Annotated in this window: 12 protein-coding genes; 5 read left to right on the top strand and 7 right to left on the bottom strand. The window is 69.1% G+C overall.

The features are described from left to right. Positions 1 to 42: 42 nt before the first annotated feature. The 4 genes from hslV to ACEU5R_RS25280 form a co-directional block, all read right to left on the bottom strand. Positions 43 to 582 (bottom strand): ATP-dependent protease subunit HslV, encoded by a 540-nt coding sequence (gene hslV / locus ACEU5R_RS25295; RefSeq protein WP_103271603.1) that lies wholly within the window; start codon positions 580 to 582, stop codon positions 43 to 45. Positions 583 to 944: 362 nt separating this feature from the next. After that, entirely contained in the window at positions 945 to 1,409 is a 465-nt protein-coding gene (gene dksA / locus ACEU5R_RS25290; RefSeq protein ID WP_006389752.1) for an RNA polymerase-binding protein DksA, read from the bottom strand. A 128-nt stretch (positions 1,410 to 1,537) separates the two neighbouring features. Then, the gene (locus ACEU5R_RS25285) at positions 1,538 to 2,665 is read right to left on the bottom strand and encodes a GTP-binding protein (RefSeq protein ID WP_103271602.1); all 1,128 of its coding nucleotides are present in this window, start codon (positions 2,663 to 2,665) and stop codon (positions 1,538 to 1,540) included. A gap of 637 nt (positions 2,666 to 3,302) precedes the next feature. After that, positions 3,303 to 3,806 carry a Fur family transcriptional regulator gene (locus tag ACEU5R_RS25280; protein ID WP_103271601.1) on the bottom strand — a complete coding sequence of 168 codons (504 nt, stop codon included), beginning with the start codon at positions 3,804 to 3,806 and terminating at the stop codon, positions 3,303 to 3,305. Between the two features lie 358 nt (positions 3,807 to 4,164). Between ACEU5R_RS25280 and ACEU5R_RS25275 the strand changes: the two genes are divergently transcribed. The 5 genes from ACEU5R_RS25275 to ACEU5R_RS25255 are packed head-to-tail and all read left to right on the top strand — an operon-like array spanning position 4,165 to position 8,595. Then, positions 4,165 to 4,923 (top strand): metal ABC transporter ATP-binding protein, encoded by a 759-nt coding sequence (locus tag ACEU5R_RS25275; RefSeq protein ID WP_392412461.1) that lies wholly within the window; start codon positions 4,165 to 4,167, stop codon positions 4,921 to 4,923. Continuing rightward, positions 4,920 to 5,786: a metal ABC transporter permease gene (locus ACEU5R_RS25270; RefSeq protein WP_392412460.1), complete on the top strand. Its 867-nt coding sequence runs from the start codon at positions 4,920 to 4,922 to the stop codon at positions 5,784 to 5,786. Before ACEU5R_RS25275 ends, ACEU5R_RS25270 begins: the two co-directional genes overlap by 4 nt. An 18-nt stretch (positions 5,787 to 5,804) precedes the next feature. Further along, complete coding sequence (locus tag ACEU5R_RS25265) at positions 5,805 to 6,836, top strand: metal ABC transporter solute-binding protein, Zn/Mn family (RefSeq protein ID WP_392412458.1); 1,032 nt, start codon at positions 5,805 to 5,807, stop codon at positions 6,834 to 6,836. After that, a complete protein-coding gene (locus tag ACEU5R_RS25260) occupies positions 6,797 to 7,480 on the top strand; it encodes a DUF1007 family protein (protein ID WP_392412456.1) in 684 nt (227 codons plus the stop codon). Before ACEU5R_RS25265 ends, ACEU5R_RS25260 begins: the two co-directional genes overlap by 40 nt. Next, positions 7,480 to 8,595: a nickel/cobalt transporter gene (locus tag ACEU5R_RS25255; RefSeq protein WP_392412464.1), complete on the top strand. Its 1,116-nt coding sequence runs from the start codon at positions 7,480 to 7,482 to the stop codon at positions 8,593 to 8,595. Before ACEU5R_RS25260 ends, ACEU5R_RS25255 begins: the two co-directional genes overlap by 1 nt. 21 nt (positions 8,596 to 8,616) lie before the next feature. On the opposite strand, the gene xerC is transcribed toward ACEU5R_RS25255, so the two are convergent. From xerC to dapF, 3 genes are read right to left on the bottom strand one after another with little or no spacing between them, the layout of a single operon-like run. Further along, positions 8,617 to 9,603 (bottom strand): tyrosine recombinase XerC, encoded by a 987-nt coding sequence (gene xerC, locus ACEU5R_RS25250; RefSeq protein WP_103271595.1) that lies wholly within the window; start codon positions 9,601 to 9,603, stop codon positions 8,617 to 8,619. Positions 9,604 to 9,634: 31 nt separating this feature from the next. Further along, positions 9,635 to 10,312, bottom strand: coding sequence for a DUF484 family protein (locus tag ACEU5R_RS25245; protein WP_392412454.1), 678 nt, complete (start codon positions 10,310 to 10,312; stop codon positions 9,635 to 9,637). A gap of 4 nt (positions 10,313 to 10,316) precedes the next feature. Continuing rightward, positions 10,317 to 11,228 (bottom strand): diaminopimelate epimerase, encoded by a 912-nt coding sequence (gene dapF, locus ACEU5R_RS25240; protein ID WP_392412453.1) that lies wholly within the window; start codon positions 11,226 to 11,228, stop codon positions 10,317 to 10,319. Between the last annotated feature and the right edge of the window lie 21 nt (positions 11,229 to 11,249).

Genomic DNA, 11,249 nt, shown 5'->3' with positions numbered 1-11,249 from the left:
GGGGGGGCGGCGCGGCGCTGTGCCCGCGCCCCGCGGCGTGCGTCATTCGCCCAGCGTTTCGATGACGTGGTTCTGGTTGGTGTAGATGCACAGGTCGCCGGCGATTTCCAGCGACTGCTTGACGACGGCCTCGGGTGACAGCTCGGTGTTGCGCAGCAGCGCCAGCGCCGCCGACTGGGCATAGGCGCCGCCCGAGCCGATGGCCGCCAGGCCATGCTCGGGCTCGAGCACGTCGCCGTTGCCGGTCAGCACCAGCGTGTGCTCGGCGTCGGCCACGATCAGCATGGCTTCCAGGCGGCGCAGCACGCGGTCGGTGCGCCAGTCGCGGGTGAGTTCGACCGCCGCGCGCATCAGGTTGCCCTGGTGTTTCTCGAGCTTGGCCTCGAAGCGCTCCTGCAGCGTGAAGGCGTCGGCGGTGGCGCCGGCGAAGCCGGCCAGGATCTTGTCGTGGTACAGGCGGCGGATCTTGCGCGCCGTGCCCTTGATGACGATGTTGCCCAGGGTGACCTGGCCATCGCCGCCCAGTGCGACGCGGTTGCCGCGACGCACGCACACGATGGTGGTGGCGTGAAATTGTTCCATGCGTTCCTTCCTTTGAAAGGACTAGCTGGGGGCGGGCCGGAAAAATTCAAGGCGTGGCGCAGCGGCCTGGAAGCGGACAAAGACCGGGCGGCGCAAGGCGCGCCATCGAGCCGGAACCGCCGCATGGTCATCTTCGTTCCGGAAAAAGAAAAAGGCCATGCCGGAAACCAGCATAGCCTTTCAGCACGACGGACGGATTACGGAACGTATCTGCAAAACCACCCTGTCACCCCCCCCCCCCGCCACTCCCTACGCATGAAGCCGATGCCACTTCATCGGGGCCGCACGGAGCCGGCTTTGCCGGTCCGTAGCGGTGCCCCCTTGAGGGGGAAGCGCCGAAGGCGCTTCGGGGGTGAGTCCAATCAGTCGCCGTAGAGTTTTTGACGCATTTCGCGGCGTTCCTGCGCTTCCAGCGACAGGGTGGCCGTGGGGCGGGCCAGCAGGCGGGGGATGCCGATGGGTTCGCCGGTTTCCTCACACCAGCCGTATTCGCCGCTGTCGATGCGGGCGATGGACTGTTGCACCTTCTTGAGCAGCTTGCGCTCGCGATCGCGCGTGCGCAGTTCCAGCGCGTGTTCTTCCTCGATCGTGGCGCGGTCGGCAGGGTCCGGCACGAACTGGGTTTCCCGCAGGTGCTCGGTGGTCTCGCCGGCGTTGGCCAAGATGTCCTGTTCGAGTTGTTTGAGCCGTTCCTTGAAGAACGCCAGCTGGCGCTCGTTCATATAGTCGGACTCGGGCATGGCCAGCAATTCTTTTTCGCTGGGCAGATCAATCGCCGTATCGCTCGTCGACTTGCTTGATTTCTTGGTTGCTGCCTTGGTAGCCATGTAAACACTCCACTATGAATCGATCCTGGCGCGGGATCCCTTCCCGGTTCGTGCTGCCTTTTGCCTACGCTATTCGTACCTCACAGTACTGCCTTCGTCGCATCGCGTCACGTATCCAGGACGGGGGTTTACCCCGCCAGGCACTGCTCCAAGCCCCGGGTGAAAATTTCCTGGGGCAGCTTGCGTCCGATGAAGACCATCTTGGTCGACGGTTTTTCGGCCGCGGTCCACGGCTTGCCGGGTTCGGCGCCCATCATCATGTGCACGCCCTGGAACAACATGCGGCGGTTGATGCCCTTCATGTACAGGATGCCCTTGTAGCGCAGCAGGTCGGGACCATAGACCTGCACCACGCCGCCCAGGAATTCTTCCAGGCGGGCCGGGTCGAACGGCTTGTTCGAGCGGAACACGAAGGCGCCGATCTCGTCGTCGTGCTGGTGGTGATGATGGTGATGGGCATGATTGCAATGCGCCCCGCACTCGCCGTCGTGCTCATGATCGTCGTGATCGTGGCCATGGCCATGATCGTGGCCGTGGTCATGCCCGTGAGCATGGTTATGGGCGGCGTCGGGGTGCTCATCGGCCAGGAAGTCCGGGTCGATGTCGAGAATGGAATTCAGGTTGAAGCCGCTGATGTCGATGATGGACTTCAGGTCCACTTCGCCGAAGTTGACCGGCGTGATCGGCGCGCGCGGGTTCATGTGCACCAGGCGGTTGCGCAGCGCTTCGTAGTCGGCTTCGTTGACCAGGTCGCGCTTGGAGATCAGGATGCGGTCGGCGAAGCCGACCTGCTTCTGCGCTTCGGACTGTTCGTCCAGCGTGACCATGCCGTGCTTGGCGTCGACCACCGTCACCACCGCGTCCAGGCGGTAGTACTCGGCGATGTCGTCGTCCATGAAGAAGGTCTGGCAGACCGGGCCGGGGTTGGCCATGCCGGTGGTTTCCAGGATGACGCGCTCGAAGTTCAGCTCGCCGGCCTGGCGCTTGGCGCGCAGGTCGGACAGCGTGCGCATCAGGTCGCCGCGGACCGTGCAGCAGACGCAGCCGTTGGACAGCTCGATGATTTCCTCGTCGCGGTCCTGCACCAGCAGGTCGTTGTCGATGCTTTCCGGTCCGAATTCGTTTTCGATGACCGCGACGCGGCGGCCATGGAATTCGGTCAGGATGCGCTTGAGCAGGGTGGTCTTGCCCGCACCGAGAAAGCCGGTGAGGATGGTGACGGGAACCATTTTGTCCAAACTGCGCGGGGTGTTCATGGCGAAGCTGCTTGCGTGAAGTTAAACAGACAGGGACTGGGCGGGCGGCCCAGCGGCGCCGCCTGCGGCGACCGCCAAGTGGGCGTGCCGGTGGATGTGAGCCGATCTTTCGCGGATTGCCGGCACTGTGACTGCCAGGACGCGGTGCGTCTCCTGGCCCGCCAGGGCCGCCAAGCCGGCGCTGCGATCGGTGCAGCCACCTGCCGGATGTCGTTCTGCCACGGGCTGCGAAGGCCGCCAATGGCGACCGGACGCAGGATTACAGCACAGTCGGGGGCGGGGGGCAAACCCCCGGAATAACCCGGGGCCGGAGCCCGGCCAGATCGGGGCTGTACGCCGTCAAGTATCGGGCGATACCACTATTTGGGGGCGGTTTGCCCGGTTTCAAGAGTAGGGGAGGCCATGGGAAGGTTCACCCCCGAAGCGCCTGCGGCGCTTCCGAGGGGGAGATCCACCCCCGAGCGCCTGCGGCACTTCCCCCTCAAGGGGCGCCGCTGCGGACCGGCGGAGCCGGCTCCGCGCGGCCGCGTTTGGGGGAAGCCTGTGCGATGCGCGCGGCGGCTATTGGGGCGGACACAGATTGCAAAATAAAAGGGGCGGATTGTCCGCCCCTGTCGCTGCCCTTGCCGGACGGTGCTCAGTGCCGGTGGTTGTGGTGGCCGGCGTCGGCGGGCTGCTTCTGCTGGCACTGCGGGCAGAGCGCGCGGATCTCGGTTTCGTGGGTGGCCAGCGTGAAGCCGGTCTGGGCCACGCGTTCTGCCAACTGGCGGCTCATGGCGGGATCGGACAGCTCGGCCACCGCCCCGCAGCCGGTACAGACCACCAGCAGATCATGCGGCGCGCCGCCGGCGTCGTGGCAGGCGCTCCAGGCATTGACGGCGTCCAGGCGGTGGACCAGGCCCTCGTCCATCAGGAAATCCAGCGCCCGATAGACGGTCGGAGGCGCCGCGCCGGGGTGCACTTCGCGCATGGCGTCCAGCAATTCGTAGGCCTTCAGGCTGCGGCCGTGGCGCAGCAGCAGTTCCAGCACCTTGCGGCGGATGGGCGTGAGGCGGCGTCCGCGCTGTTCGCACAGCGCCTCGGCGACGCTGAGCTGGGCGCCTACGGTGTCACTGCGGGGAGAGCGGGGCGTAGCGGGCATGGCGGGCGATATCTATCAAGGGGTGAAGCACGCGCGCCGCGCGCGCGATGGCTGGAAGGTAGCAGAAAACCTCCAGATGCGGGCGGGTCCGGGAAAATCCAAGTCGATTGGTTATGATATAACATAATAAAAATTGGTCTGAACTCAGCTTCTCCCGGCTTCGCCGCCCGCCGCCTTTTCCTGTTTTTCGCCGTATGTCCCACTTCACGCTTCTGCCGCCGAGGCCGGGCGCCACGCCCGCGCGGCGTCTTGTCCGCTCCGCTTTCCTGGCTTCCGCATGGCGCCGCATGGCCGGCGCGGCGCTGGCCGCTGGCGGCCTGTGGGCGTTGACCAGCTGGGCGCTGGGTTGGTGGGGCGCATGAGCGCCGCGCTGCCGCCCGGGTCCGTTGCCGGTTGCGCCGTCGCCGACGCCGCCATCGAACTCGACCAGATCTCCTTCGGCTGGCATGGGCATCCGGTGCTGCGCTCCGTATCCGGCAGCTTCGCCGCCGGCGGCATGACCGCGGTGGTCGGTCCGAACGGCGCCGGCAAGTCCACGCTGATCAAAGGCATCATGGGCGTGTTGCCCCCGATGGCCGGCACCCTGAGAATCGCTGGCGCGGGCCGCGCCGATCTGGCGTGGCTGCCGCAGGCCGCCGAGCTGGATCGCAGTTTTCCCATGACGGTGCTGGAGCTGGTGGCGATGGGCGCCTGGCGGCGGGTCGGCGCCTGGCGCCGCTACCGTGGCGAGGAACTCGACGGCTGCATGCAGGCGCTGGAGACCGTGGGCCTGGCCTCCGAGGCGGGCCGCAGCCTGGATGCCTTGTCCGGCGGCCAGATGCAGCGCGCGCTGTTCGCGCGCATGCTGGTGCAGGACGCACCGGTGCTGCTGCTGGACGAGCCCTTTGCAGCCGTGGACAGCCATACCGCCGATCAGCTCATGGCGCTGCTCTGCGGCCTGCACCAGCAGGGCCGCACCGTGATCGCCGTGCTGCACGACCTGGACGTCGTGCGTGGCCATTTTCCGCAATGCCTGCTGCTGTCCGGATCCGTTGTGGCCTGGGGCCGCACGGAAGAGACCTTGAGCGAGGCGCATCTGCGCGCCGCGCGCGAGCGGCAAGGCGGGAGCCTGGCATGACGCTGGCCGGTTGGATCGTTTCGCCGTTCCTGGACTACGGCTTCATGCGGCGCGCCCTGGCCGGCGCCTGCGCATTGTCGCTGGGCGCCGCGCCGTTGGGCGTGTTCCTGGTGCTGCGGCGCATGAGCCTGATGGGCGACGCCATGTCGCATGCCATTCTGCCGGGCGTGGCGGCGGGCTTCCTGCTGTCGGGGCTGTCGCTCTGGGCCATGATGCTGGGCGGCATTCTGACCGGCCTGGCGGTGGCGCTGCTGTCGGGCCTGGTGGCGCGGCTCACGCCGCTGCGCGAGGACGCCAGCTTCGCCGCCTTCTATCTGATCTCGCTGGGCCTGGGCGTGCTGCTGGTGTCGCTGCGCGGCTCCAACATGGACCTCCTGCACGTGCTGTTCGGCACCGTGCTGGGGCTGGATGACGATGCCCTGCTGCTGGTCACGGGCACGGCCAGCGTCACGCTGCTGGCGGTGGCCGCCATCTACCGCCTGCTGGTGGCTGAATGCCTGGACCCGGGATTCCTGCGCGCCAGCGGCGGCGCGGGCGGCTGGGTGCACATGGGCTTCCTGGTGCTGGTGGTGGTGAACCTGGTGGCGGGCTTCCAGGTGCTAGGCACGCTGATGGTGGTGGGGATGATGATGCTGCCCGCCGCGTCGGCCCGCTTCTGGGCGCTGTCGGCCGCGCGCCAGATTCCGCTGGCGGCCGGGCTGGGGCTGTTCTCGTCCGTGGCCGGCCTGCTGGTTTCCTATCACTTCAATGTGCCCGCCTCGCCCGCCATCATCCTGGCCGCGGGCGGCTGTTACCTCCTTTCCATCGTCGGCGGCCCGCGAGGCGGGCTGCTGCGGGCGCGCCGTCTTGCCGGCCGCGCCTGATTCTTTCGGAGATCCGCCATGAACGATTTCATCTCCGCGCCGCGCCGGCGCGCCCTGCTGGCCGCCGCCGGCCTGTGCCTGTCCGCCGCCCTGACGCCGGCCTACGCGGCCGAACCGCTGAAGGTGGTGGCCAGCTTTTCCATCCTGGGCGACATCGTGCGCGAGGTTGGCGGAAAGGATGTGAGCGTGAGCACGCTGGTCGGTCCCGATGGAGACGCCCACGAATACGAGCCCACGCCCGCGGATGCCAGGAAGCTGGCTGGCGCGCAGCTGCTGGTCGTCAATGGCCTGGACTTCGAGGCCTGGCTGCCGCGGCTGGAAAAGGCCTCGGGCTTCGCCGGCAGGAAGGTGGTGGCGTCCGAAGGCGTGACGCCGCGCAAGTTCGCCGGCGGCGGGCATGATCATGGCCACGACCACGACCACGACCACGACCACGACCACGACCAGGACCAGGACCAGGACCACGACCATGGCAAAGGCGATGCCGATGGCGACAAGGGCGGGCACCATCATCACCACGGCGACGCCGATCCGCACGCGTGGCAGAACCTGGCCAACGGCGCACGCTACGCGCGCAATGTGGCCGAGGGCCTGGCGGCGGCGGATCCCGCCCATGCCGACGCCTATCGCCAGCGCGCGCTCGCCTACGGCGCGCGCATCGAGAAGCTGGACGCCGCGATCCGTCAGACCTTCGCCGCGATTCCCGCCGAGCGCCGCAAGGTCGTCACCTCGCACGACGCATTCGGCTACTTCGGCGACGCCTACGGCGTGACGTTCATCGCCGTGGCCGGCGTGTCCACCGCCGCCGAGCCGTCGGCCGCCGACGTGGCGCGCATCATCGAACAGGTCAAGCGCGAGCGCGTGCCGGCCGTGTTCGTCGAGAACATCACGAGCCCCCGACTGGTGCAGCAGATCGCGCGCGAAACCGGCGCGAAGGTGGGTGGTACGCTCTATTCCGATGCCCTGTCCAAGCCTGGACAGCCCGGCGCCACCTACCTGGAAATGTTTGAATGGAACGCACGCCAACTCGCCGCGGCCTTGCAGCCCTGAGCGTCGCCGCCGGCCTGCTGGCGGCTTCGGCCGCCAGCGCGCATCCCCACATGTGGATCGACGCGCGCGCGGTGATCGACCTGGACGCGGACAAGCGCATCACCGCCGTGCGGCAGGTCTGGCGATTCGACGAGATGTTCGGCGCCTACGCCACCCAGGGCCTGAAGCGAGGCAAGGACGGCTCGCTGTCCGCCGACACGCGCGCCGGCATGGCGCGCGACTGGATGAAGGCGCTGGGCGAGCCGATCTCGCATTACTTCACGCGCGTGTCCGTGGACGGCAAGAGCGCGGTTTTCGCCGCGCCGCGCGATGCGCGCGTGGACTGGGACGCGAAGGCCGGCCGCCTGTCGCTGGCCTTCACGCTGCCGCTGGCCGAGCCCATGGTGCTGGGCGCGGACGGCGCGCAGATCGACATCTATGACCCGACCTATTTCGTCGCCTACGCGTTCGACGAAAAGGACGCGGTCACGCTGGGCGGGCCGCAGGCCGCGGCCTGCAATCGGGCCTACCGCAAGCCCAAGGAACTGGATTGGAACACCATGCAGCAGCTGGCCGCGATTCCGGCCGACCCGGACGCGCTGCCGGAAGAACTGTTCGCCATCACCAAGGGCCTGACGCACCGCATCGAGGTCCGTTGCCCGTGATGCGGCCGGCCGGCACGTTGCGCGCCTGGTCCCCGGCCCTGGCGCTCGCGCTGGCGGCGCTGCTGGCGTGGGCGGGGCCGGCCTGGTCACAGTCCGCGCATCCTTTCGGCGTGCCCGAGAGCGGTGGCGGCATGGCGGGCCCGGGCTGGCTGGCGGGCTTCTTCGGCCAGGTCTCGGTCTGGCAGACGCATTTCTACCGCCAGCTGACCGGCGCCGTGCGGGCCTGGCAGGCCGAGGGCGGCGCGGCCTGGGCGCTGGCGGGCCTGTCCTTCGCCTATGGCGTCTTCCATGCCTTGGGGCCGGGGCATGGCAAGGCCGTGATTTCCTCGTATGTGCTGGCCAACCGGCAGACCGCGCGCAACGGCGCGCTGCTGGCGTTGTTGTCGTCATTGATCCAGGCGCTGGTGGCGATCGCGCTGGTCGCCGTGCTGGCGCTGGTTTTCGATGCTACGGCGGCCGTCATGAATCAGGCGACGCGCTGGCTGGAGCTGGCCTCGTATGCGCTGGTGACCTTGCTGGGTGTCTGGCTGGTCTGGCTCAAGGCGCTGAGGCCATTGCTTCGGCGGAGGGCCGATGCGCGGCGCACGGCGCCGCCTGCCGTTCAGGCACCGGCCGCATCCCCGCCCAAGGGTGCTGCGGCGCTGCGGGCAATCGCCGTGCGCGTGTCGGCACCGGGCGGACAGGGCCATGCAACGACGCATCATCACGAGCATGATCACGTCCATCACGAGGACTGCGGTTGCGGCCACGCCCATGCGCCGGCGGCGGAGCAGGTCGCCGGGCCGATGAACTGGCGGCGCGCCGTGTCGGCCATCCTGGCGGTCGGGCTGCGGCCCTGCAGCGGCGCGCTGATTGTGCTGGTCTTTTCGCTATCGCAGGGATTCTTCGCCGCCGGCATCGCATCGGCCCTCGCGATGGGCCTGGGCACGGGGCTGACGGTCGCCGGGCTGGCCTGCCTGGCGGTGGCCGCCGGCGGCGCGGCCAACCGGCTGGGCGCGCGCTTGTCCAGCGCCGGCGCGGCGCGGCTGCGCTACGGCGTCGAGGCCTTGGCGGCCCTGGCGGTGCTGTTGCTGGGCATTCTGCTGCTGGGCGGGATGCTGGCCGGCGGCGGTTGAGGCGTCCGCGAACGGACGCCGTCAGGACTTGCGGCCGGCGCGCGGATGCGCCTGATCGTAGGCCTTGGCCAGATGCTGGAAGTCCAGGCGCGTGTAGACCTGGGTGGTGGAGATGTTGGCGTGGCCCAGCATTTCCTGCACGGCGCGCAGGTCCTGGGCCGATTGCAGCACGTGGCTGGCGAAGCTGTGCCGCAGCACGTGCGGATGCACATGCGTGGGCAGGCCGGCCTCGCGCGCCACGCGCGCCAGCTGCAGCTGCACCACGCGCGGCGAGATGCGGCGGCCGCGCGCGCCCAGGAACAGGGCGGCGGCATCCTCGGGCGCGGCGCTGAAGGGCATCAGCTGCGGCCGCGCCGCGATCCACTTGCGCAGGGCCGCCAACGCGGCCTGGCCCACGGGCACCGAACGGCGCTTGCCGCCCTTGCCCAGCACCACGACCTCCGCTTCGTCCAGGTTGAGCCAGCCGCGCGACTCGTATTGCGCGGAGCGTTCATAGCGCAGGTCCAGGCCGACCAGCTCGGACAGCCGCAGGCCGCTGGAATAGAACAGTTCGAACATGGCCTGGTCGCGCAGGGCGGCCGGTTCGTTGGCGACCTGGGCAGGCGCGCGGTCCAGCAGCGCCTGGGTCTGGTCCACCGACAGCGCCTTGGGCAGGGCGCGCGGGGCCTTGGGCGCGCGCACGCCGGCCACCGGATTGCCGGCCATGTCCATCGCTGGCGCCCACCATTTGTAGAAGCCGCGCCAGGCGGCCAGCGTGCGGGCCAGGCTGCGCGGGCCGCGGCCCTGCGCGTGCAATCGCGCCACGAACTGGCGGATATGGCCGTTGGCCAGCTTGTCCAGCGGCTGGCCGGCCTTGCCGGCCAGCTCGTGCAGGAAATGCAGTTCGCGGCGGTAGCCGGCCAGCGTGTGCGGCGAGTAGCGGCGGTTGGCTTCCAGGTGCCGCAGCCAGTCCTGCATGGGACCGGGCAGCGGTTCGGACGGGGCGTCGGCAGTGTCGGCTTGCGTCATGGCGTCATCCGTCGCGTCCGCCTGGGCGGCGCTAGGCCTTGGGCGCGGCCGGTTCCAGGCGGTGCAGGGCCGCCGAGGCCAACTGGCCGATGGATTCCAGGAAGGTGGTGCCCATGTCCGGGCTGAAGCGTTCGGCGTCGTCCGAACCCAGCACCAGGAGGCCCACGCTGGGGCCGTCGGCCTCCAGGCGCAGCGGCACCAGGGCCAGCGACTTGGGCTTGGCGTCCAGCCAGGCCACGGCCTCGAAGCCGGTGTCGGTGCCGCAGTACGGCGCCTTCAGGCTGTCGGCGAAGGCGCGCAGGTCGGCGCTTACCGGTTCGCCGTAGCCATTGTCGGGTTGCCCGGACAGGTTCCACAGGCGCAGCGCGACATGGTTCAGGTCGAACTGTTCGGCCAGGCCCAGCGCGATCTCGCCCGGCACGCGCTGCGGCTCGGATTCCGACAGCAGCCGGCAGCACCACTTGGCGATGTGCGCGCCGATGCTCTCGCTGGCGCTGGCGTTGCGCACCAGCTCGTTCATGCGCCATTCCAGCTCGCGGTTGCGCTCGCGCAGCGTCATGATCTGGCGCTCGCCCAGCGAAATGGCGCGCGAGCCGTGCGGGTGCGGCACTTGCAGCGTGGCGAAGACCTCGGCGTGCTCGTCGAAGAAGCCGGGATGTTCCTGCAGGAAGGCGGCGATGTCGTGGGCGGTGAATGCGGTATCGGTCATGGGGTCAGCGGTTCAGCGCCATGGAAAAGACGAGCTTGTCGATGTCGATCTGCCCGGAAAATACGGATTCGGCCGGGCCGGTCATGCGCAGTTGCGCACCGTCCCAGGCCACGGTGAGCACGCCGCCGCGCGCCTGGACGCGTACCGGCGAATCGAGCAGGCCGCGGCGGATGCCGGCGGCCACTGCCGCGCAGGCGCCCGTGCCACAGGCCAGCGTCTCGCCGGCGCCGCGTTCATGGACGCGCAGGCGGATGTTGTTGCGGTCCACGACCTGCATGAAACCGGCGTTGACCCGGCGCGGAAAGCGCGCGTGCGTCTCGACCAGCGGGCCGATCACGCCGACGGGGAAGGCGTCCACGTCGTCCACCACCTGCACCGCGTGCGGGTTGGAAATGGCCACCGCCGATACTTCGACCGAGCGCGGCAGGCCGGCGGGGGCATCGAGTTCCAGCGCCCACAGCGTGTCCTGGCCTTGCTGGCGCGAAGCCAGGCCGGCGGTGTCGAAGGGCAGGGCGGACGGCTCGAAGCGGGTGCTGCCCATGTCCACGGTGACCTGCTCGTCGTCGCCTTCGTCCAGCACCAGGATGCCGGTGGAGATCTCGGCGCGCAGCGGGTTCTTGTCGGACAGGCCCTGTTCATGCACGAAGCGCACGAAGCAGCGGGCGCCGTTGCCGCAATGCTCGACCTCGCTGCCGTCGGCATTGAAAATGCGATAGCGGAAATCGGCGTCCGGCCGGGTGGCGCGCTCGACCAGCAGGATCTGGTCGGCGCCGACGCCGAAATGCCGGTCGCCCAGCGCGCGGGCGCGCTCGGGCGTCATCTCGATGGTCTGGCGCACGCCGTCCAGGACGACGAAATCGTTGCCTGCGCCATGCATTTTGGTGAAGTTCCAGTTCATGGCGGGATTATCGCCCATTCCCGGGGGCGCGGGCAGGCG

The sequence above is a fragment of the Achromobacter sp. 413638 genome (genome assembly GCF_043119405.1).
Taxonomy (GTDB): Bacteria; Pseudomonadota; Gammaproteobacteria; order Burkholderiales; family Burkholderiaceae_B; genus Achromobacter.
This window is presented reverse-complemented; position numbering and strand designations above follow the sequence as displayed.

Bases quoted from the DNA above. Each gene is read 5' to 3' on its own strand.
- xerC (WP_103271595.1), bottom strand. From the start codon at position 9,603: ATGACGCAAGCCGACACTGCCGACGCCCCGTCCGAACCGCTGCCCGGT.
- ACEU5R_RS25255 (WP_392412464.1), top strand. From the start codon at position 7,480: ATGCGGCCGGCCGGCACGTTGCGCGCCTGGTCCCCGGCCCTGGCGCTC.
- dksA (WP_006389752.1), bottom strand. From the start codon at position 1,409: ATGGCTACCAAGGCAGCAACCAAGAAATCAAGCAAGTCGACGAGCGAT.
- ACEU5R_RS25280 (WP_103271601.1), bottom strand. From the start codon at position 3,806: ATGCCCGCTACGCCCCGCTCTCCCCGCAGTGACACCGTAGGCGCCCAG.
- ACEU5R_RS25265 (WP_392412458.1), top strand. From the start codon at position 5,805: ATGAACGATTTCATCTCCGCGCCGCGCCGGCGCGCCCTGCTGGCCGCC.
- hslV (WP_103271603.1), bottom strand. From the start codon at position 582: ATGGAACAATTTCACGCCACCACCATCGTGTGCGTGCGTCGCGGCAAC.
- ACEU5R_RS25245 (WP_392412454.1), bottom strand. From the start codon at position 10,312: ATGACCGATACCGCATTCACCGCCCACGACATCGCCGCCTTCCTGCAG.
- ACEU5R_RS25270 (WP_392412460.1), top strand. From the start codon at position 4,920: ATGACGCTGGCCGGTTGGATCGTTTCGCCGTTCCTGGACTACGGCTTC.
- ACEU5R_RS25275 (WP_392412461.1), top strand. From the start codon at position 4,165: ATGAGCGCCGCGCTGCCGCCCGGGTCCGTTGCCGGTTGCGCCGTCGCC.
- dapF (WP_392412453.1), bottom strand. From the start codon at position 11,228: ATGGGCGATAATCCCGCCATGAACTGGAACTTCACCAAAATGCATGGC.
- ACEU5R_RS25285 (WP_103271602.1), bottom strand. From the start codon at position 2,665: ATGAACACCCCGCGCAGTTTGGACAAAATGGTTCCCGTCACCATCCTC.
- ACEU5R_RS25260 (WP_392412456.1), top strand. From the start codon at position 6,797: ATGGAACGCACGCCAACTCGCCGCGGCCTTGCAGCCCTGAGCGTCGCC.